The sequence below is a fragment of the Cytobacillus sp. FSL M8-0252 genome (genome assembly GCF_038007345.1).
GTDB lineage: Bacteria > Bacillota > Bacilli > Bacillales > Cytobacillaceae > Cytobacillus > Cytobacillus kochii.
Genome location: NZ_JBBOWZ010000001.1, coordinates 4,698,490 through 4,720,514, shown reverse-complemented (window position 1 = coordinate 4,720,514; position 22,025 = coordinate 4,698,490). Strand labels below are relative to the sequence as shown.

The window sequence follows — 22,025 nt, the reverse complement described above, 5'->3', positions numbered from 1 at the left end:
ACATAGCCGAGCAAAAATAATCCCCCATATATTTAATAAAAATCAATGTCATATAAGATCAACAGTACAAAAACCACCTAACCGTCGTTTTATTTTCGTATATTTACTAACAGAGTTTAATAACTGAGAAGCAGTAAAAACAGGTGTCATCCAACCCTTGATGCAAGAATTACTCAATTGTTTCACGAACGTATTTTTCGATATATGAATAAAATGTTCGTGTTTTATTGACTTTATCATAATAAAATTGTAAAATTAGTTTGTTTGATAAGGGAAAAAGAAACCTCGGAGGTGCATTCGTAATGTCATCAGTAGTTGTTGTAGGAACACAATGGGGAGACGAAGGTAAAGGGAAAATCACGGATTTTCTATCAGAGAATGCGGAAGTGATCGCAAGATATCAAGGCGGTAATAACGCTGGACATACAATTAAATTTAACGGTGAAACGTATAAATTGCATTTAATTCCATCAGGTATTTTTTATAGTGATAAAATTTGTGTCATTGGTAACGGAATGGTCGTTGATCCTAAAGCATTGGTACAAGAATTGGCTTACTTACATGAAAAAGGCGTGACAACAGATAATTTACGTATTAGTAACCGCGCCCATGTCATTTTACCTTACCACTTAAAATTAGATGAGGTAGAAGAGAACAGCAAAGGCGATAACAAAATTGGTACAACGAAAAAAGGAATCGGACCTGCTTATATGGATAAAGCCGCTCGTGTTGGAATCCGTATCGCAGATTTATTAGATAAAGAAGTATTTGAAGAGAAGCTTGCTCGTAACTTAGCGGATAAAAACCGTTTACTTGAAAGAATTTATGAAACAGAAGGCTTCAAAATCGAAGACATCCTGGAAGAGTATTATGAGTACGGTCAACAAGTGAAGAAATATGTATGTGATACATCCGTTGTATTGAATGATTCACTTGATGATGGCCGTAGAGTATTATTTGAAGGTGCACAAGGGGTTATGCTTGATATTGATCAAGGAACATATCCATTCGTTACCTCTTCTAATCCAGTAGCTGGCGGTGTCGCAATCGGTTCTGGTGTAGGACCAACAAAAATTAAACATGTTGTTGGGGTTTCCAAAGCCTATACAACTCGTGTAGGAGATGGACCTTTCCCAACTGAATTAAATAATGAGATTGGTGATCAAATCCGCGAAGTTGGTCGTGAATATGGTACAACAACAGGTCGTCCTCGTCGTGTTGGTTGGTTTGATAGTGTCGTTGTGCGACATGCGCGTCGTGTGAGCGGAATCACAGATCTTTCACTCAATTCTATTGATGTTCTTACAGGCATTGATACTTTGAAAATCTGTACGGCTTATAGCTACAAAGGCGAAATCATTGAAGAATTCCCAGCGAGCTTAAAAGTCCTGGCTGATTGCGAACCAGTATATGAAGAGCTGCCAGGCTGGACAGAAGATATTACAGCTTGCAAATCTTTAGATGAGTTGCCAGCAAATGCACGTCACTACTTAGAGCGTGTCTCTCAATTAACAGGCATTCCATTGTCAGTATTCTCTGTTGGCCCTGACCGTACGCAAACAAATGTGGTCTTAAGCCCTTGGAGACAAAACTAAAAAATAAGCTTTTTAAGATCGTACCTTTAGAAGGTACGGTCTTTTTTTCTATGTTCCATATGATATACCTTCTACATTGTATAGGTATTTGTACAAGCCGACTTTACCTATTTTCATACATTAAATATAAAACGATGTTGGAAGGAGATAAATTGATGGATAATCCATGTAACCAACAAGCATTAGGAGATTGTTCAACGGCTGAAGGGTTAAATACAATTGCGAACGCCGCTGCTGCGCATGCGGAAGGTTTTGAAACTGTTGCAAACGGGGAGGCTTCACATGCAGAAGGATCGCATACACTTGCGGCAGGGGATGCCTCACATGCAGAAGGCTATATGACGGAAACAACAGCTAGTGCCTCGCATGCAGAAGGAAGTCAAACACAAGCAATTGGCATTGCTGCGCATGCGGAGGGCTTTGCAACACAGGCAGTCGGAGATAGTGCCCATGCGGAGGGAGTGAACACCCTTGCATCTGGAGTAACAGCCCATGCGGAGGGGGATGGATCTCAAGCAACCGGGGATGTTTCCCACGCGGAAGGGTACCAATCAACTGCACAAGGAATTGCTTCACATACAGAGGGGCAAGCAACACAAGCGATTGGACTTGGTGCGCATGCAGAAGGTTTTGAAACACAGGCAATTGGAAATGTTACTCATGCAGAAGGGTATCAAAGTGTTGCTTCAGGGGTTGCTTCGCACGCGGAAGGTTCACAAACAGAAGCCATTGGCATTGGTTCTCATACTGAAGGTTATCAAACAAGAACAATCGGTGCGACTTCTCACGCAGAAGGAGATGGAACGGTTGCTGCTGGAAACTCTGCTCATGCAGAAGGGGATCATTCAGAAGCAAGTGGCGCGTCATCTCACGCGGAAGGTTCATATACAGCAGCAAGTGGAGAGAATGCCCATGCCGAGGGTTCCCAAACAACAGCAAGTGGATTAAATGCGCATGCTGAAGGTAACCAAACGACAGCTGCAGGGGAAAATTCCCACGCTGAGGGGCAGATGACAATGGCTAATAGTATATGCACCCATGCTGAGGGGTATCAAACAGAAGCTATTACCCCATACTCACACGCAGAAGGATATCAATCAAAAACATATGGATGGTATTCCCACGCAGAGGGGTATCAAACAGAGACATATGGATGGTATTCCCATGCAGAAGGAGATAAAACAATCGCAAGGGCTGATCGTTCTCATGCGGAAGGATATCAAACAGAGGCAAGTGGTTGGTATTCGCATGCAGAAGGTGGTTTTTCAACTGCAAGTGCGAGTGGTTCGCATGCAGAAGGTATTTATACAACTGCAAGTGCTGCTTCAGCACATGCGGAAGGGTCGAGAACAAATGCAACTGGCGAAGCATCTCATACAGAAGGTATTTATAATAGTGCTAGTGGTCAAGCGGCTCATGCAGAAGGCTATGAAACGTTAGCTAGCGGTAATTATTCTCATGCTCAAGGTCGGCAAACTGTAGCAAGTGGAATTTATTCTCATGCGGAAGGATTCTATACCTCCACGGAAGGTTTTGCTGCCTCACATATTATGGGTGTGTTTGGCAATGCAGAAGAAGCCAATTCATGGTTTATTGGTAATGGCACAGGGACTAATGCCAGAGCAATTGGCGCCAAATGGCTCGCCAGCAATGGAGAAATGTACATCGACGGTGCGTCCTACAACACAGGTGGAGCCGACTTTGCAGAAATGTTTGAATCTGTGAATGGAGAAGAAATAGAAGTGGGCTACTTTGTTACCTTAGAGGGTGACAAAATCAAAAAGGCTACATCATTAGATAACTATATACTTGGGGTTACTAGCGCGACTCCGAGCATCATTGGCAATAGTGCAGGCCTTAGCTGGCATGGGCGCTACCAATTGGATGAATGGGGAAGAAGAACGTATCATGAAGTGGAGATCCTTGAAAAGAAAGATAAAGAAGGAAACGTCATAATTCCTGCTTCAACAGAGACACAACCAGTTATGAATCCAGAATGGGACACGCAAAAGACGTACATTCCAAGAGAAAAACGCCCAGAGTGGGTACCGGTTGGACTAGTGGGCCAAATTCTTGTAAGAGATGATGGCACATGTGAAGTCGATGGGTATTGTCATTCTAATGATGATGGAATTGCTACGAAGGCAACGGGTGGGTTCCGCGTCATTAAACGGACAGGGGATAACCAAGTATTAGTTTTGATCAAGCCGAATGATGATGAAAACCGAAAGTTAAAAAGAGACATAGCAGTGATAGAAGAGCTGCAAAAGCAAAGCGCTGTGACGATGCAGGAATATCGTACGCAAAAAGAAGAGAGTGACGTAAAGATGGAGGCTTTACAACAGGAAAATGCAACAATTAGTCGTGAGATAAAAGATTTAAAAAATCAATTAGCTTCTCTAATGAGTAGATTGGATGGTAATAATCATCTTTAAAAATCTAAATAAACGACTTCACTATAAAGTTGAAAAGGTGGAGTCGTCACTTTTACATAGAGTGATGTTGAGAATAGTAGAATGGTTTAGAAAGTAAAAAATTAGGGCATTGAACGTACTAAGGTGGTGGAAGAATTTGAAAATATTAAAAGGCATGTATTCATTGATCTTGTTTGTAGCAGGAGTCCTTCATTTTGTTCGGGAACGAAATTTTCGTAAGATTGTGCCGGAAACTTTACCGTTTAAAAAAGGGATTGTCCTCATTACAGGTGTGCTGGAGGTCGCATTTGCGATGTTACTTTGGGCGAAAAGAGGTCAAAGTCTAGTAGGTAAGCTGCTTTCATTCTTCATGGTGCTTGTTTTCCCAGCTAATATCAACATGGCAGTAAAAAATAATACTTTTTATAAAGGTAAAAAGATTCATCCGTTATTTTTATGGATGCGTTTACCACTACAAATCCCACTTATTTTAGGGGCAATTAAACTCACACATCTATCTACTGAAAAAAAGACTAAATGACCCATGTTATTTAGTTTTTTTCTTTTTTATAAGACAAGTTATGAGAGGATTTTAACTAGAAAAAGTTTTTCTGAAAAAATATTAAAAAAAGGAGTGTACAAAGCTATCACCCTATGATAATATAAAAAGCGTCGTCAAGAAAAGAAAACGCTTCAAATTAAAAAGCGAGCCATTAGCTCAGTTGGTAGAGCATCTGACTTTTAATCAGAGGGTCGAAGGTTCGAGTCCTTCATGGCTCACCATTTTATATTCGTATGGCCCCTTGGTCAAGCGGTTAAGACACCGCCCTTTCACGGCGGTAACACGGGTTCGAATCCCGTAGGGGTCATCTTTTTTAATAGTAGTAATCATAGGGATGCAAGCGCTCATTCTTTCATTGATTACGAATTTTATATAGATTTGGTCCGGTAGTTCAGTTGGTTAGAATGCCTGCCTGTCACGCAGGAGGTCGCGGGTTCGAGTCCCGTCCGGACCGCCATGATTCACTTGTATAGTGATCATGAAAATTGGATAAGCTGTTTTTATGGCTCAGTAGCTCAGTCGGTAGAGCAAAGGACTGAAAATCCTTGTGTCGGCGGTTCGATTCCGTCCTGAGCCATCAAAAAGGGAGTATGAATTTAATTCGTGCTCTCTTTTTTTATATTTTTCTCCTTCCTCTATTACAATCATATGACAAAATACCCCCTTTTCTATGTAGTTTTTTCCTATATTACGTCAAACTATGTCACCATAAATACAGTTTAATTACATTACCGAGACATCAAACTCGTAAAAATGACGATATGGTACATTAGTTAGGTGCAATAGTGATTAGTCTGATAGCACTAATAAGAACAAGAAGGTGTAAAGTAGTATAGGGGGAAGAACCATGAAGCAATGGAAGCAAAGACTGACTACATATACAGAACATACATCTAAGCGTGTTACACATAAATGGAAGAAAGCGGCCGCAATCGTTATGATTGGTGGTTGTTTAGCGTGGAGTGGATCCACATCAGTATTAGCAGAAGCAGAAGAGTCGGATTTGTATTATGTATATATAGGTGATCAATATGTGGGGACAGTTGATAATCCCCAAGTGATTGAAAATATAGTAGAGGATGAACTTGAAAACCAAGGGAAGTCCTATGAGGGCATACAAAAGGCGTTAGACCATGAGCTCTCCTATCTACCTGAAGATGAAGGGAAAGCCTTTAATGAAGCAAGCGACAAAGAGTTAACGTCAGAAAACGCGCTGAGAGGGATCTCTATTAAAGCAGATGCTGTCGCACTAGAAATTGATGGTGAAACAATTGCTTATGTAAAGAACCAAGAAGAAGCGAATGAAGTGCTTCAGCAACTACAGTTACAGTACATTTCTGAAAAAGACTATAAAGAGTTAAAAGAGCGCTCAGAAGAAGAAGAGCCACTACCAGAATTAGCAATTGGTGATACCCGCCTGTTGAATGCGAAATTTTCCGAGGAAATAGAATGGAAGAAAGAAAAAGTAGATCCGAACAAGGTGCAGTCTGTTGATGAGGTCATCAATTTCTTAAATAAAGGAACAGTAGAACAAGAGAAATATAGAGTTGAAGAAGGCGACTCTATTAGTACGATTGCTGACGAATTTCATTTATCTACAGAAGAACTTGAAGACCTGAATGATATAGGTCAAGAAGATGTACTAAAGGTTGGTCAAGAACTTGTTGTTGAAACAATCGAACCGTACGTTGATGTGATTACGAATAGATCAGAATATATAGAAGAAGACATTCCCTTTAACACAAAAGTAATAGAAGATGATGATATGTTGAAAGGGGAAGAGAAAGTAAAGCAAGAAGGGAAAAAAGGAAAACGTAACGTGTTATACCATTTGAAAGAATCAAATGGTGAAGAAGTCGATAAAAGTGAACTAAAAGAGGAAATCATTGATGAGCCTGTAGAAGAAATCCTTATTAAAGGAACAAAAAATCCTGATGTTGGCGATGGTGACTTTGCTTGGCCAGCAGTTGGTGGATATGTGTCAAGCGAGCTTGGCCATCGTTGGGGTAAGCTCCACAAAGGGATTGATATTGCCAGACCAAGTAATCGAACCATTAAAGCAGCCGATAATGGAAAGGTCATTTCAGCTGGCTTTAGTAGCAGTTATGGCTATAAAGTAGAAATAGACCATCAAAATGGCTACCGTACCTTGTATGCTCATTTAGATTCTCTCTCAGTGAGTGCAGGAGAGACAGTAACGAAAGGTTCTAAGTTAGGTGTGATGGGCTCTACTGGTAACTCAACAGGTGTTCACCTTCATTTTGAATTATACAAAGATGGTCAGTTGAAAAACCCATTAGACTATATTAGTCAATGATCAAAAAAGCGCTTGGACATGAGTGTTTTAGCTAACATTAAGCACGAATAACTCTGCTTTGATAAACAGAAGTTATCGTGCTTTTTTGTGTGTATGGCAAGGTTCCATCTAAGAGCGCTCGCAAAACAAAAAGCCCCTTCCATCTTGCTTTTCCATAACTTGTACATATATGATACATTACAAATGATGCGTACTTGTATGTAACGTGATAAAGTAGAGTAGGATACATGCTGACGAAATTTTACAAAATGCTTTTACAAGCCCAATAAGCTTAGATATGATAATCTTGAAAAAGATACATGATTGTGACGATAGTAGATAATAATTGGATAAAGGAGAACAACGATGGATAAGAAAATTCTTGTAGTAGATGATGAAAAACCAATTGCAGATATATTACAGTTTAACTTAAATAAAGAAGGCTTCGATGTAACTTGTGTGTATGACGGTGTTTCCGCATTGGAAAAAGTAGAAGAAGTAAAGCCTGATATGATTCTATTAGATATTATGCTTCCACAGAAAGACGGCATTGAGGTTTGCCGAGAAGTAAGAAAGAAATATGATATGCCGATTATTATGCTCACAGCAAAGGACTCTGAAATTGATAAAGTATTAGGGCTAGAGCTAGGAGCAGATGACTATGTAACAAAACCATTCAGCACAAGGGAATTAATTGCCAGAGTAAAAGCCAATCTTCGTCGTCATCAACAAATTGCATCAAAAGTGGATGAAGAAGATGAAAGTAATGAAATTGAGGTTGGCTCACTCACGATTCACCCGGACGCATACATCGTTTCTAAACGCGGTGAAACGATCGAACTAACGCATAGAGAATTCGAATTACTTCATTATTTAGCTAAGCATATTGGACAAGTAATGACGCGTGAACATTTACTTCAAACTGTTTGGGGCTACGATTATTACGGAGATGTTAGAACAGTTGACGTAACCGTTAGACGTTTGCGTGAAAAAATCGAAGACAATCCAAGTCATCCGACATGGATCGTTACAAGAAGAGGTGTCGGATACTACTTGCGAAATCCAGAACAGGAGTAAGTAGAACATGAACAAGGTAGGATTTTTTCGATCAATTCATCTGAAATTCGTCATTATATATGTGTTGCTCATCCTCATTGCCATGCAAATTGTCAGTGCTTATTTCGTCAGGCAATTAGAGGATACGTTAAATGCTAACTTTAAAACAACGATTGAAAACCAGATGAAGCTGCTATCTTATTATTTAGAAGAACAATTTGTGAAAGAACGAGTGCCGGAAGACGGTGATGCCACATTGGAGGTGGACCTGCGCAGGTTATTGCAGGACTACAACACTGATGATATTAGTGAAGTCGCCGTTATTGAGGGCACGTCTATGAGAGTGCTAGGGACATCGAATGTTTCTGATCAATCAAAGGTTGGTCAGAAGATGTCTAATGCGCTTATTCGTACGTCAATTAAAAATGGTCAACCGAATGAACAGGATAGTGTCATTAATGGCAAACGAGTATGGATCTACATTAAACCAATTATTATTGATAATGACGTAAAAGGTGTGATTTATGTCACGTCTAAAATTGAGAATGTCTATACACAGATGAGGGAGATTATCAAAATCTTCTCAACAGGTACAGCAATTGCTCTTATTTTAACCGCTGTGCTCAGTGTGTTACTTGCGCAAACCATTACAAGACCTATCACCGATATGAGAAAACAAGCGTTAGCAATGGCAAAAGGGAATTATTCTAGAAAAGTAAAAATCTATGGCCAAGATGAAATTGGTCAATTAGCTATGACCTTTAATAGTTTGACTAGAAAGCTGCAGGAAGCACAAGCTACCACTGAAGGGGAAAGAAGGAAACTATCATCTGTCCTCACCTTTATGACAGATGGCGTTATTGCCACTGACCGCAAAGGGCGTGTCATTCTCATCAACGAACCTGCTGCAGAAATGTTGCATGTTTCACGTGAAACAGTCTTATCTAATTCAATTGTTTCATTATTAGGGTTGGAAGAAGACTACACATTTGAAGAGCTACTTGAAGAAAGAGAATCGGTTATCTTAGATTATAGTGATGAAAAGAGCAATCTTATTTTAAGGGCCAATTTTTCAGTTATTCAAAAGGAAACAGGCTTTATTAATGGACTTATAACCGTTTTACATGATATTACCGAGCAAGAAAAAATTGAAGAAGAGCGCCGCGAATTTGTGGCTAACGTTTCACATGAGCTAAGAACACCACTAACGACCATGCGCAGTTATTTAGAAGCATTAACAGATGGAGCGTGGCAGGATAAAGAGATTGCTCCGAATTTCCTTGATGTCACTCAAAATGAGACGGAGCGTATGATTCGTTTGGTCAATGATTTATTGCAGCTATCGAAAATGGACAGTAGCGACTATCAATTAAATAAAGAGTGGGTTGATTTCACACAATTCTATAACCGAATTATTGATCGCTTTGAGTTCACGAAACAACAAAATGTCACTTTCGAACGTAGGGTGCCAACAACGGCTGATTTTGTTGAGATTGATACAGATAAACTCACTCAGGTGCTTGATAATATCATCTCCAATGCGATGAAATACTCACCTGAAGGAGGAAAGATTACCTTCAGTATTGAAGAACAAGAGGGGTATTTAATCATAAGCGTGGCTGATGAAGGTATGGGTATACCGAAAGAAAATGTATCAAAAATCTTTAATCGTTTTTATCGTGTAGATAAAGCAAGAACAAGAAAATTAGGAGGAACGGGATTAGGACTAGCGATTGCCAAGGAAATGGTAGAAGCGCACGGTGGTGAAATTTGGGCGGAAAGTATTGAAGGAAAAGGAACAACGATCTCCTTTAGCTTGCCGTATATCCGTTCCGAAGAGGATGATTGGGAATGACCTATGAGAAGATAAAGAATATCCTATTAATTATCTTAGTAGGTTGTAGTATCTTATTGACGTTTAATTTATGGACGTATCGACCTAATTTAACGCCTGTCGAGAACCCAGGACAAGCGATTGAACCGATAGGAGATGACAAAGAGTATAGCGAAGTCATTAGACCTAGTCAGCTTATTCATTTCTACGATGATAAGAAAATTGGAACAACCTTATCTGCGGAAATCGACCAAATCACTAATGATATGAACAAATGGGAACTATTAAATCTAGCTAATGTCTCCAACGATATCGGTTCATTACATGAATGGATAGAAGAGTCAGGACATTCTATAATGGTCTACCCAGATGACGTTTCACTTAATGCTTTTCGCGAAGTCATGCCCAATATAGATAAGAACGCTACCGATTTTTCATTTGACACAATGATGATTGACACGACTTCTATAGAGGATGATGTCGGTTTAGCCTATTTTATATCGAGAGATCAAGGTACGGTCTACCGTGGAGAAGTACAAGGTCCATCGATGGCTGATTTCCGTACGAAGTATTACGAGACGGCCAGTGAAGATGAAGATTTCTATTCGCTTCTTGGTTATAAGGGCCAGAATGATCGCGTGATTTATGTACCGGATGAGCATATTCCTGTATCGACACAACGCATCTATTTAATGGATAAAATCAAACCACGTACATTGATGGAGTCATTATTTAGTGATCCATCTGTTGTACAAGAGAGTACAACTCAACCATCCATGATTGAATATACCGATAGTACGAGTATTATGCGTGTCTATGAAGATCGCAATATGATTTCTTATAAAAACATCTCTTCTGTTGTTGGTGATGAGTTTGTTGGGATGAATCTACTGCGACGAAGCATTGATTTTATGAATGCACATAAGGGCTGGACAGGCAATTATCGTTACTTTGAAGAGGTACCAGAGAGTAATAAGGTTGTCTTCCGATTATTTCATAACCAACAAGGAATTCCCATCTTTAGTGATTATCATCGAGCGAAGATAGAAGTAGAGCTTGGCGATACAGACATTAATGAATATACGCGTAGCAACTTCGCACTCGGAACGATTGTGAGTGGTGGGGAGGAAAGCCGTTTACTATCCGGTAAGGAAGTCATCGAAGAGATTGAGCAGCTGCCTAATTTTGAGCGTAACTTGCTGCAAGATGTAACGGTGGCTTACGAGATGAAGGTAGAAAAGAATGTGGCTACAACTAATTCGGAAATCATCAATTTGCAGCCAGCTTGGTATTATCGTTATAATAATGAGTGGAAGAAGTTTACCAAGGATGAGTTTATACCAAATTGAGGCAGGAGGGGAAAGTAGATGGATTGGAGCAAAATAAAAACCATTTTTATACTGACCTTTCTTGTGCTCAATGTCTATTTATTGTATGAGTACTTTACTGTCGTCCAAGCAAAAGAACAAGAAACGGAATTTCCTTTATCAAGCACGTTAGAAGAAAAATTAAAGGATGATGACATTTCGTACGACGCAAATATTTTTACGACAGAAGAAGTCAGTGGCCAGTTGTTACGGGCAACTCCTAAAGAGTTTGAAAAAGATGAATTGAAGAGCCTGAATGGAGAAGACATTAAGGTTGATGGCGGTGTCGAGTATATATTTGATGTCAATAAGCCATTGATGAAAGTAAGTGAAGACTTTGATCCAAAGGAATTAGAGTCCTTTATTCAGAGTCAAGTCTTATACGGTAATGAGTATCGTTTTTGGGAGAAGAAAGGCAATACCATTACGTATTATCAAACATACCAAGAGAAAATCATCTACCAAAATAAAAATGCTGAATTAACCTTCTTCTTAAATGAAAATAATGAAATCGTCTCTTATACACAAACATACTTGGAAACAATTGAACCAATTGAGGATGATCAAAAATTGATCAAGCCGCCATCTGAAGCATTATCTTCTCTATACAATAGTGGCAAGATCCCGTCTGGAAGTAAAGTATCAGAACCAGAGCTTGGGCTTCATACGTATGTCGATATGAGTAATCTTCAAGTATTAACACCAGCTTGGCGCTTCGTCATTGATGGTGAATACAGTCTATATGTACACGGATTCGAGCTAAATGTACTCGAACTAAATAAAAATGAGAATAAAACAATGGAGTGAGAGAAACCTATGTCTTTTCAATTTAGCGTTCTCGCGAGCGGCAGTACGGGGAATGCCATTTTTGTAGAGACCAACACCCACTCCTTTTTAGTGGATGCTGGCCTCAGTGGCAAGCAAATGGAAGCATTATTTAAAGAAATTGATCGTGATATGAGTCGTTTAGACGGGATACTTGTGACACACGAGCATAGTGACCATATAAAAGGTGTCGGTATTGTTGCAAGGAAATATGGGCTCCCGATCTATGCCAATGAAAAAACATGGCAGGCGATGTCTCCGTTAATTGGACAAGTCCCAACAGAGCAGAAATTCACCTTTGATATGGAAACCGTAAAAACCTTCGGCGACCTCGATATTCAATCATTCGGCGTCTCACATGATGCAGCCGAACCGATGTTTTACGTTTTTCATCAAGGCGAGAAGAAACTTGTGCTCATCACAGATACGGGGTATGTAAGTGATCGCATGAAGGGACTTATTTCAAACGCCGATGCCTATGTATTTGAAAGTAATCATGACGTGCAAATGTTAAGAATGGGACGTTACCCATGGAATATTAAACGTCGGATTTTAAGCGATGTCGGCCATGTCTCCAATGAAGACGCGGCGATTGCGATGAGCGAAGTGGCCGGTGATCGCACGAAAGGCTTTTATCTTGCCCACCTAAGTCAAGATAATAATATGAAGGACTTGGCACGCATGGCTGTCGCACAAACACTTGAAACAAAAGGCATACGCGTCGGAGAGCGATTCCAGCTCTTTGATACAGATCCGAAAAAACCTACAGCTTTAACAGCTGTTTAAGGCAAGAAATAATGGGTAGAAGGAAGGGGAGGCTTAGATGCTACCCCTTCCTTTTTTGCGCTTTTTACAAAATCAGAAAGAAAGTATGAACAAATTCGTAAGATTTTCTTGTCTTATGCATTTTAGTATTTGTCTTTTTTCATCTATGCGTATAATAATAGTAGCGGAGTAAGCCTCTACACGTTTCATCAGGTAATCTTACTCATTCCTAGTATGTTTCTAATGAAGAAGAGTTATGATAACACTAGGGAAAAAAGAGACCTCATTTTTTATAAAAATAGAAGGATATATCTTAAAAAAGAAAATGGAATGAAAGGGTTGGTTGTGTAATGGGCTATTATGATGATCATTATAATCGAGAGGGACGCACCAAAAAGGGAAGTAAAGCAGGTTACATATTCTCTAGTCTTGTCGGTGTCATTATCGGTGCATTGCTCGTTTTATTCGTTGTTCCCCAAATGAACGGGGGCTCTAATGGTGGAGAAACATTAGGCTTATCAAACACAGATGAAAACAGCCAAGTAGAAACGAAAAAGGTATCGGTAGATGTGGAAACAGAAATCACATCAGCAGTCGAAAAGGCAAGAGGAGCGGTTGTTAGCATCTCCAACATCCAATCGGCAGGCATGTGGTCGAATGGACAAAATGGTGAAAGCACACAAGGAGTAGAAGCAGGCTCTGGCTCTGGTGTCATTTATAAGAAAGAGGGGGACCATGCCTTTATCGTGACGAATCACCATGTCGTCGACGGTGCGGAGCGGCTTGAAGTCAATCTCTTCAATGGTGAGAAAATTGCTGCTGAGCTCGTGGGTTCCGACGTATGGACAGACTTAGCTGTACTTGAAATAGATGGCTCGATTGTAGAGGATGTCGCAGAATTTGGTGATTCAGACGCTCTATCAATTGGTGAGCCTGCGATTGCTATCGGAAATCCACTCGGTCAATTTGAAGGCTCAGTCACAAAAGGGATTATTTCCGGCTTAAATCGGACCGTACCAGTCGATATCGATCAAAACGGTACAGTCGATTGGAATGCTGAAGTCCTACAAACAGATGCAGCCATTAACCCAGGAAATAGCGGTGGGGCACTCGTCAATATTAGCGGACAAGTCATCGGCATTAACTCGATGAAAATTGCCGAATCCTCTGTGGAAGGCATTGGGCTTGCTATTCCGATTAATTTTGCGCAAACGGTCATCAGTGACTTAGAACAGCATGGTGAAGTGAGAAGACCATATATGGGCGTACAAATCGCTTCAGTAAGTGATATCCCTGCCTATTATCAAGAAGAAGCGTTAAAACTTCCGAAAGATGTAGAAAATGGTGTAGTTGTGAGCGGAGTCGAGCCAAATGGCCCAGCTGCAGAAGCAGGACTGAAAGAAATGGATGTCATTGTTGAGCTAGATGGCGAAGAAATTACCGATGTCTTAGATTTACGCCACCATTTATATGGTCAGGACGTAGGAGATGAGATGAAGGTGATGTATTATCGCGAAGGTAAATTAGCAGAAACAACAATGGCCTTAAAAACCGAAAATACATTCTAAATTCATCCACAGGAAAGTGAAGGCATCACTTTCCTGTTTTTTTTAGTTTTGATAAGATGAGATGTGGATAAATTATAAATAGATAAATGAGGAGGCACCGAAGATGATTTATAGCTGCGAAGAACATATTGATATCGCCATCGATACCATTGTAGACGAACACGAAACCTTCCCAGTGTTAACAAAATGTGCACCAGAAGAAAACTTATCAACAACCTGTGAATTCTGCCCTAACCCAGCCGTATATATGGTGGCGAACAAATAATCCCATACAAGATGTGGATAGAAAATGTGGATATGTGGATAACTTCTGTGGATATTCTGTTTATGGTGTGAGGATGAGCTGTGTATATCTTTTGAGGGATGAAATGAGACTGGGACATAACTAAATGAGCTAACCTCAAAAAAGAACAATAGCAAATTGATTTTAAAACATCATTTGCAAAAAAAGTCCGTTCCATTGCGCTACAGTCACTCGCTTTCCGCGGGGAGGGGCTGAGCCTCCTCGGCATTGAACTGCACCCCAATTGTTAGACACTATCTACAACTATTGGAGGTGCAGTTTTTTTGTTCAAATTTACTGCGGAAATGAAGCTACAAGCCGTGACTCGCTATTTAAGCGGAAAAGAAAGTTACAGAGAAATTGGAGAATCTATTGGAATAGATCACAAATCGATTGTTAAATGGGTAAGACAATACAACTACAATGGCTCAGAGGCATTGGTGAAACGTTGTACAAGTTATACACAAATGTTTAAACTAGAAGTACTACAATATATGACTGAAAATGGTACTTCTCTATGTGAAACGGCAGCTATTTTTAATATCCCAGCGCATTCCACTCTAGCTGTATGGAAAAGAAAGTTTGAAACACAAGGGATAGATGCCCTTCAGTCACAGGAACAGGGGCGTCTATCCATGAAAAAAGGTTCAAATAAACAAAGTTCTACTGACCGTTCTTTTGAAGTACTAGAAAATCGAATAAAACAACTGGAAATGGAAAATGAGTATTTAAAAAAGTTGAATGCCTTAGTTCAAAACAAGGAAAAATCACCAAACAAGACAAAGCACAAGTAGTCTATGAGTTAAGGCATAAGTATTCGGTGAAGTCACTCGTAAAACTCGCTGGCATTCCACGCAGCACCTATTATAATTTAGTAAAACGAATGAATCGACTTGATCCAGACACCGATATAAAAGGAGAAATCCAAGCCATTTATGAAGAACATGAAGGTCGTTACGGTTACCGTCGTATTCGGGATGAGCTAGTGAATCGTGGGAAAAAAGTAAATCATAAGAAGGTTCAACGAATCATGAAAGAGCTGGGTTTAAGATGCCTAGTGCGGATGAAAAGGTATAAATCTTATAAAGGCACAGTCGGTAAAATAGCGCCAAATCATTTAGACCGTCAATTTAGTGCGGACGCACCGAATGAAAAATGGGTAACAGATATTACAGAATTCAAGCTATTTGGTGAAAAGCTGTATCTATCGCCTGTATTAGATTTATTTAATGGTGAAATTATTACGTATACCATCGGTTTTCGACCAACGTATTCATTAGTTTCGGACATGTTAGAAAAAGCATTAGAATCCTTACCAGAAAGGCATCAATTACTCATGCATTCCGACCAAGGATGGCATTATCAAATGAACCAATATCGCAACTTGCTTCAAGCAAAAGGGGTTAAACAGAGTATGTCACGTAAAGGTAACTGTTACGATAACTCTGTAATGGAAAACTTCTTTGGGATACTGAAGTCAGAATTGCTTTATTTTAAGGAATTTGAAAGTGTGAACCACTTTAAACTAGAATTAGAAAAATATATAGAATACTATAATAGGAAACGGTTAAAGGGAAAATTGAAAATGAGTCCGGTACAATACCGAACTCATTTTGAACAAGTTGCCTCATGAAATAACTGTGTCTAACTTTTAGGGGTCACTACACATTGCCTGTGGGGTCTCAGCTTTCCCTCTATTTTCCGCAGGAGTCGAGTGTCTTCCGCTCCATTTCACTATTCTTTTCATATAAGGGTTCAAATCACACAAAAAACCGAATGATTAGATGCTAGGACTCCTAATCATTATCATTCGGATAAATCATTAGCTAGAATACTTATGCCCCAACCTCTTTCATCATTTTACTCATCTAATTCCTCTAGTCGTTTGATCATTCGTTGACTATGTTTATCCTCGGGATTTGTCTTGTACGCTTTTAATGCCTCAGTAAATTTCTTATCTAACAAAAGTTGGTCGGCTTCAGTTAGTGTTCTCGTTTTTAAGTAAAAAAAGGGAAGATGACCGATCGTATCATTACCTAAGCGGTAGCCGTTGCTTCTCCTCAGTAATTCATCATTTTCATCGAAAGCGTCAACAGACCAAGAAAAGCGGTTGTTTGGGTTGGTGAAAGCGAGTAATGTAATGGGATCGACAGAATTTGGCTCATCTATTTTGTTAGTTGTAATATGAGAGCAAAAGGGACTAAATTCGAACCAGAACTTTATTTCCTCATCTATGAGCGGCAGCGATTAAGATGAATGAACGTATCAACTTTTCAACTTCGCCTCATCCTCAAGCTAATCTACTTTCTGAAAAGCGATCACAAACGTATTTTGAACCGTATCTTCTGCCAGCTGGTAATCCTTCATTATCAAAAAAAACAGCCCTTAGTAGATAATCACCATAGTCATCCATTACTTCTAAATAAGTTTCTTCTTCTTTCTGTTTTAACGTTCTACAAGATGCAAAAATACCGCCCCCCTTCTCCAGATAGAATCGAGTTTAATACATAGATACCAAGAGATTTGGAAAGGTTGCGAAAAGAAGAAAATTTTTTCAGGTAACAACTAGGATCATCAATAAGTCTGCAGCCTTTATGGTAAACTAGGGAAAGAAAAAAGCACGGAAGGAAGGCCCAGTATGAACATCACAATCGTATCCGTTGGCAAACTAAAAGAAAAATACTTAAAACAAGGCATCGACGAATATAAAAAACGCTTAAGCGCCTACGCCAAACTAACCCTAATCGAAGTACCAGACGAAAAAGCCCCAGAATCCATGAGCGCTGCCGAAATGGAAGAAGTCAAACGCAAAGAAGGCGACCGCATACTCGCCCACATCGCCCCAGACACCTTCGTCATCACCCTAGAAATCCAAGGCAAAATGCTCACCTCCGAACAACTCGCAAAGAAACTAGACGATCTTGCTACTTATGGTAAGAGTAAGATTGCTTTTATTATCGGAGGGTCACTCGGAACTAGTAAGGAAGTCGAGAGTCGGAGTGATCTCGCGTTGTCGTTTTCTAAAATGACGTTTCCGCATCAGGTGATGAGGTTGTTGTTGTTGGAGCAGATTTATCGGGGGTTTCGGATTAATCGGGGGGAACCGTATCACAAATAGTGGTAAAACAGCGAGTGGAATTGGAAATCAAAAGAGAATGGTTGGATAAATTTTAAACGAATAAACAGGGGAATACATAGGTATTTCCCTGTTTACTTCTCTTTTTATTTTAATTTGTACTGGAATAGAGTTTATCTTTTAGAATCGCTGTAGCAATCTCTGCACAATCATTACAATAACTCTTGCTTGCTGCAAAGGTTACAATAAAAGATGTAGTGGCTGAAACACCTTGACCAATTAGTGGTATCCTCTTGCCAATCTGCTTTAGAATTGTTTTTACTGCTTGTTCCTCAAGTTGGTCTTTAGCAACTTTTTCGAGTAATTTAGTGATTGCTGTCTTAGTAGTATATTTTAAGACTTTATTTGCAATAGAAAGTAACCTTTCATTATACAAAGGTTTATTATCTTCAATTATTTCTTTACTTAAACCAAAAGATTTTCTTATGCGGTCAAAAATTCCTGTAATTATAGAGAGATCCACAGTGATATCGACGACTGGGATAGGGTTTATTCCATTTGCAGCAGCAAGAGATGAGCCTAAATAAATAAACTTATAGCATGCTTTTTTCTTTTTTTCTAAAAAATCCTCAGAATATGCCTTTGCATCTAATGAAAATTTTATCTGCTTAACACTATTTAAGTTTTCATAGATGGCTTGGGTTAAATCATCTAATCCTTCTTCAGTTCGACAACTAGTGAAGTATATTTTTACATCCTTTCCTACCTGTTCTCTAACATCGTTTGTAACACTTTCCTTTAGTTGCTCTATTGATTTCCCTTTTTCAAACATACTGTCTACTGAATTTCTGACAAAAATGCACTTTTTATTTTCTTTATGAAGTCTCCTGAAAAATTCTGTATCTTCTTGTTTAAATTTACCTGAAAATACACAAATAAAGATATCGTAACTAAGCACATCAAATCTTTCAAAAAAAGAATCAGCAGGGAAATTTTTGGTCCCATAACCCGGTAAGTCAGTTAGGATTAAATCCTCCCATTTATATGGATCTTCACTTATTGTAGTATCAGTTTCTTGAGAAACTCTTGCTACATCTTCACCAATTAGCGCATTAATTAATGATGATTTTCCAGAGCCCGGTTGTCCGAATAATGCTATTCTAACCTGAGTTTGATTTAACTTTTCTAACTCTTCTTTTATTGCGTCAATAGATTCATAGATATTATTATCGTCCAAAAAAAAAACCTCCCATTTTCCCCACTAATATTAGTATTTTCCTAATTCTAATATACCATTATATAGGAGGTTGAGGAATGTAATTGGTAAATTTAATAAATAATCTATTAGTCTAGAAAGGTTTAAAATTGTAGGTAAAAAGATTGCGGAATTTGTTATATAATGGAATAAATATTGTAATTCTTAGTAGAAGGAGGGCTAAAAGTGAAGAAATATGCTGAATTTTATAAGTGTGCATTGCAAGTGAACCCCTATAGTTATGTAGCCTATAGAGGTGGGAAGCATGATACAAGTGAGGAAGAGTATAACCAATTAATTCTAGAAAATTGTATATCAAAAGATATTAAAGTAATAGGATTAGCAGATCATGGAAACATTGAAACAGCAGAGAGGCTAAGAGATTTATTAAATAAGAATGGTATTACTGTTTTTCCGGGGTTTGAAATAGCAACTGCTGAAAAAATTCATATTGTTTGTCTATTCTCAGAAGATACTAAGCCAGAACAGTTAAACAGATATTTAGGTAGATTAGGGCTTACAGATGTAGAAAATGGTGTATTACCGAGTCAATTATCATGTCTTCAAATTGCTCAATTAGTTGAAGATGAACTTGGTGGCTTTTGGTATGCTGCACATATAACGAGTGACAACGGGATTTTGAAATTGGGTCAAATGAATCATGTCTGGAAAGATGTTCGACTTAGAGCAGCACAAATACCACATAGCCTAGAAGAGGTAGATCCTAGATATATAAATATTATAAAAAATAAGGAACCAATGTATAAAAAAGATACTCCTTTTGCTTTTATTAACGCAAAGGATGTTTGTAAACCCGATGATTTACTTGAAAAAAATTCATACTCTTTAGTAAAGATGTCTGAGTTAAATTTCTCGTGTTTTAAAGAGGCATTTAGAGACCCTTCTGCACGAGTAAAACTTTCATATGATCAGAACGAACACTATCATAGTAGCCTTGACAAGATAGAGATTTTTGGAGGATATCTCGATGGATTATCAATTGATTTATCTAAAAATTTAAATACTACTATCGGCGGTAGAGGAACTGGTAAATCTACTTTATTAGAACTCATTAGATATGCTTTAGATTGTGAACCAAAGAGTGCTGATTCAATAAAATATTTTAAGGAATTAATAAAAGCAAATTTGGGATTAGATAATGGAAGAATTGAGTTGCACGTTACTTCAAATCAAAGATACGGTGAAAAATATAAGATTATAAAAAGATACGAGGATCCATGTGTTATAGAGAATGCCGATGGAACCGTATCCAATTTAAGTGTAAAGGATATATTACCTCATGTTGAAATATTTGGCCAAAATGAAATTATTGAATTGGTTTCAAATGAAGAGGCTAAATTAAGTATTTTACATAGATTTCTTCCAAATCAAACAGATAAACATTTAGAAAGAGAAGCAATTATAAAAGAACTAAAACAAAATGCCATAAGTCTTCTAGATCAAATAGAAAGGAAGGACGAGGTATCCAATAAGGTCTCTAGATTACCTAAACTTGAGGAAAAGGTAAAGTTTTTTAAGGATACTGGTATTTCTGCTAAATTGAGTGCAATAGAACACTTATCTACAGAAGAGGAATACCTAAAGAAATCTTTAGAGGTAATTACTGAACACAAAGTAGAATTTTTTGAGATAGATACACCTTTTACTGACGATTTTATAAAAGAGACACCTAACTCAGAAAAATTTATTATTATTAAAGAGATAATTGATGGCTTTAACTTGGGTTTAAACAAATTGAAAGATGACTATGAAAAATTAGTCAAAGAAACTGCTAGGAAGATTGATGAAATTAACGAACAATGGCGAGAAATAAAAAATGAATCTGAAGGTGAAATTAAGTTATCAATCAAATCGTTAGAAGGATTTAATGGAAAGACTGGGCCTGAAATAGCCATGGAGTATCGAGAGACTGTTTCGGAAATTGCTCGTATTAATCCAAGTAAAAACGAATCAACAAGAATTGAGGAAGAATTAGAAAAGGTTATTCAAGATAGGAAGACCTTGTTAGAAAAGTTGAAAAAAAATGAAGATGATTCTTTTGACGCTTTAAGAAAAGCAGTAAAAAAAATTAATAAAGGAAAACTCAAAGGAAAAGTGCAAGTTGAAGTACATCCAAAACAAAATAGAGAAGAATTAATTGAAAAGTTATCTGAAATTGAAGGATTAGGATCAAAGAGTTTAAATTGGATAAGAGAGCAAGAAGAATTCTCTTTACCATCCTTTATTGAACATATTAATCAAGGTAGTAGTAAACTAATGAGCGAGTATAATATTACTAAATCAAAGGCTGATATAATTTCGCAATTGCCTTTAGAAAAAAAGTTAGAACTTGAACTAGTACAATTGTTAGATATTATAGATGTTAAGTTAAATACTGCTGGTGGGGGTTCCGATGGAGAAAATTTCAAATCACTTAATAAACTTTCTAAGGGGCAACAATGTACTGCAATTCTAAACATCTTAATGTTAGATAATAATGATCCTTTAATAATAGACCAGCCAGAAGATAACCTAGATAATGCATATATAGCAAATAACTTTGTTGATGGATTAAGAGATTATAAGTTAAATAGACAATTTATTTTTGCTAGTCATAATGCAAATATCCCGGTATTTGGAGATGCAGAGTTAATCATTGTAATGCAAGAAATTGATGGAACTGGCTCAATAGTTGATGATTGTATAGGTTCTGTTGATAATCCTTCTGTTAAAAAGTCAGTGATCGACACATTAGAGGGAGGAAATACAGCCTTTCAAATGAGAAAAGTAAAATACAATCTATGATTTATTAAATAACAGAAGGAACAAAAAACTATTTTTGTTCCTTTTTGTGTAGTGAATATCTATGATTTGTTTATGGAGGGTTAAAAACAATAATGATCGGTCCATTTAAACCTTTGTTACTTCTAGATTAATAGAATAGGCGGCTATACTCACACAATAAAATCTAAAGACAATAGGGTAAAGGGGAAAGAAAGCAGTTCAAAACGTTCTATAGGGTTTTTCATGAGAATCTCTAGTATTATCCATCAACTTTGTCCCATGCTGCTGTCCAGTAAAAACTCCTCTGAGTCCACAAAATACCTACCTTTTATCCAATAAATTCTG

At 38.1% G+C, this 22,025-nt stretch carries 15 protein-coding genes and 4 tRNA genes; 18 read left to right on the top strand and 1 reads right to left on the bottom strand.

Annotated elements, in window-relative coordinates:
- Window positions 1–302 precede the first annotated feature (302 nt).
- From MKX83_RS23820 to rlmH, 17 genes are all read left to right on the top strand, one after another.
- The gene (locus MKX83_RS23820; RefSeq protein ID WP_341058490.1) at window positions 303–1,595 is read left to right on the top strand and encodes an adenylosuccinate synthase; all 1,293 of its coding nucleotides are present in this window, start codon (window positions 303–305) and stop codon (window positions 1,593–1,595) included.
- Window positions 1,596–1,750: 155 nt separating this feature from the next.
- On the top strand, window positions 1,751–4,030 hold the full coding sequence (locus MKX83_RS23815) for a peptidase G2 autoproteolytic cleavage domain-containing protein (protein WP_341058487.1): 2,280 nt from the start codon (window positions 1,751–1,753) through the stop codon (window positions 4,028–4,030).
- A 136-nt stretch (window positions 4,031–4,166) separates the two neighbouring features.
- Window positions 4,167–4,550, top strand: a complete 384-nt coding sequence (locus MKX83_RS23810; protein WP_341058485.1) for a DoxX family protein — start codon at window positions 4,167–4,169, stop codon at window positions 4,548–4,550.
- A gap of 166 nt (window positions 4,551–4,716) precedes the next feature.
- Window positions 4,717–4,792, top strand: a tRNA-Lys gene (locus tag MKX83_RS23805).
- A gap of 14 nt (window positions 4,793–4,806) precedes the next feature.
- Window positions 4,807–4,878 (top strand) — tRNA-Glu (locus tag MKX83_RS23800).
- A gap of 73 nt (window positions 4,879–4,951) precedes the next feature.
- Window positions 4,952–5,028 (top strand) — tRNA-Asp (locus MKX83_RS23795).
- Between the two features lie 47 nt (window positions 5,029–5,075).
- A tRNA-Phe gene (locus MKX83_RS23790) sits at window positions 5,076–5,148 on the top strand.
- A gap of 270 nt (window positions 5,149–5,418) precedes the next feature.
- A complete protein-coding gene (locus MKX83_RS23785) occupies window positions 5,419–6,888 on the top strand; it encodes a M23 family metallopeptidase (protein ID WP_341058483.1) in 1,470 nt (489 codons plus the stop codon).
- 345 nt (window positions 6,889–7,233) lie between these two features.
- Window positions 7,234–7,944, top strand: a complete 711-nt coding sequence (yycF, locus tag MKX83_RS23780) for a response regulator YycF (protein ID WP_095371356.1) — start codon at window positions 7,234–7,236, stop codon at window positions 7,942–7,944.
- A 7-nt stretch (window positions 7,945–7,951) separates the two neighbouring features.
- The gene (gene walK, locus MKX83_RS23775; RefSeq protein ID WP_095371357.1) at window positions 7,952–9,778 is read left to right on the top strand and encodes a cell wall metabolism sensor histidine kinase WalK; all 1,827 of its coding nucleotides are present in this window, start codon (window positions 7,952–7,954) and stop codon (window positions 9,776–9,778) included.
- Window positions 9,775–11,106 carry a YycH family regulatory protein gene (locus tag MKX83_RS23770; RefSeq protein WP_095371358.1) on the top strand — a complete coding sequence of 444 codons (1,332 nt, stop codon included), beginning with the start codon at window positions 9,775–9,777 and terminating at the stop codon, window positions 11,104–11,106. The genes walK and MKX83_RS23770 overlap by 4 nt, the downstream gene beginning before the upstream one ends.
- Before the next feature lie 18 nt (window positions 11,107–11,124).
- Window positions 11,125–11,931, top strand: a complete 807-nt coding sequence (locus MKX83_RS23765; RefSeq protein WP_095371359.1) for a two-component system regulatory protein YycI — start codon at window positions 11,125–11,127, stop codon at window positions 11,929–11,931.
- Window positions 11,932–11,940: 9 nt separating this feature from the next.
- The gene (locus MKX83_RS23760) at window positions 11,941–12,735 is read left to right on the top strand and encodes an MBL fold metallo-hydrolase (RefSeq protein WP_095371360.1); all 795 of its coding nucleotides are present in this window, start codon (window positions 11,941–11,943) and stop codon (window positions 12,733–12,735) included.
- A gap of 329 nt (window positions 12,736–13,064) precedes the next feature.
- Window positions 13,065–14,282: a S1C family serine protease gene (locus MKX83_RS23755; protein ID WP_341058479.1), complete on the top strand. Its 1,218-nt coding sequence runs from the start codon at window positions 13,065–13,067 to the stop codon at window positions 14,280–14,282.
- A 103-nt stretch (window positions 14,283–14,385) separates the two neighbouring features.
- Window positions 14,386–14,547 (top strand): CxxH/CxxC protein, encoded by a 162-nt coding sequence (locus tag MKX83_RS23750; protein ID WP_341058476.1) that lies wholly within the window; start codon window positions 14,386–14,388, stop codon window positions 14,545–14,547.
- Between the two features lie 302 nt (window positions 14,548–14,849).
- Window positions 14,850–16,198 (top strand): IS3 family transposase gene (locus MKX83_RS23745; RefSeq protein WP_341058473.1). Its coding sequence is split into 2 segments (ribosomal slippage): window positions 14,850–15,294 and window positions 15,294–16,198, totalling 1,350 coding nucleotides; the frame shifts between segments, so codons are not numbered across the junction.
- Between the two features lie 1,005 nt (window positions 16,199–17,203).
- Window positions 17,204–17,683: a 23S rRNA (pseudouridine(1915)-N(3))-methyltransferase RlmH gene (rlmH, locus tag MKX83_RS23740; RefSeq protein ID WP_095371367.1), complete on the top strand. Its 480-nt coding sequence runs from the start codon at window positions 17,204–17,206 to the stop codon at window positions 17,681–17,683.
- Between the two features lie 109 nt (window positions 17,684–17,792).
- Here rlmH and MKX83_RS23735 read toward each other — a convergent pair whose 3' ends face one another.
- Window positions 17,793–18,878: a GTPase gene (locus MKX83_RS23735; protein ID WP_341058468.1), complete on the bottom strand. Its 1,086-nt coding sequence runs from the start codon at window positions 18,876–18,878 to the stop codon at window positions 17,793–17,795.
- 204 nt (window positions 18,879–19,082) lie between these two features.
- Between MKX83_RS23735 and MKX83_RS23730 the strand changes: the two genes are divergently transcribed.
- On the top strand, window positions 19,083–21,701 hold the full coding sequence (locus MKX83_RS23730) for a TrlF family AAA-like ATPase (protein WP_341058465.1): 2,619 nt from the start codon (window positions 19,083–19,085) through the stop codon (window positions 21,699–21,701).
- The last annotated feature ends 324 nt before the right edge of the window (window positions 21,702–22,025 follow it).

Excerpts from the sequence above, each read along its gene's own strand:
- MKX83_RS23785 (WP_341058483.1), top strand. The coding sequence starts at position 5,419 with ATGAAGCAATGGAAGCAAAGACTGACTACATATACAGAACATACATCT.
- MKX83_RS23760 (WP_095371360.1), top strand. The coding sequence starts at position 11,941 with ATGTCTTTTCAATTTAGCGTTCTCGCGAGCGGCAGTACGGGGAATGCC.
- MKX83_RS23755 (WP_341058479.1), top strand. The coding sequence starts at position 13,065 with ATGGGCTATTATGATGATCATTATAATCGAGAGGGACGCACCAAAAAG.
- yycF (WP_095371356.1), top strand. The coding sequence starts at position 7,234 with ATGGATAAGAAAATTCTTGTAGTAGATGATGAAAAACCAATTGCAGAT.
- MKX83_RS23770 (WP_095371358.1), top strand. The coding sequence starts at position 9,775 with ATGACCTATGAGAAGATAAAGAATATCCTATTAATTATCTTAGTAGGT.
- MKX83_RS23820 (WP_341058490.1), top strand. The coding sequence starts at position 303 with ATGTCATCAGTAGTTGTTGTAGGAACACAATGGGGAGACGAAGGTAAA.
- MKX83_RS23815 (WP_341058487.1), top strand. The coding sequence starts at position 1,751 with ATGGATAATCCATGTAACCAACAAGCATTAGGAGATTGTTCAACGGCT.
- rlmH (WP_095371367.1), top strand. The coding sequence starts at position 17,204 with ATGAACATCACAATCGTATCCGTTGGCAAACTAAAAGAAAAATACTTA.
- MKX83_RS23750 (WP_341058476.1), top strand. The coding sequence starts at position 14,386 with ATGATTTATAGCTGCGAAGAACATATTGATATCGCCATCGATACCATT.
- MKX83_RS23765 (WP_095371359.1), top strand. The coding sequence starts at position 11,125 with ATGGATTGGAGCAAAATAAAAACCATTTTTATACTGACCTTTCTTGTG.
- walK (WP_095371357.1), top strand. The coding sequence starts at position 7,952 with ATGAACAAGGTAGGATTTTTTCGATCAATTCATCTGAAATTCGTCATT.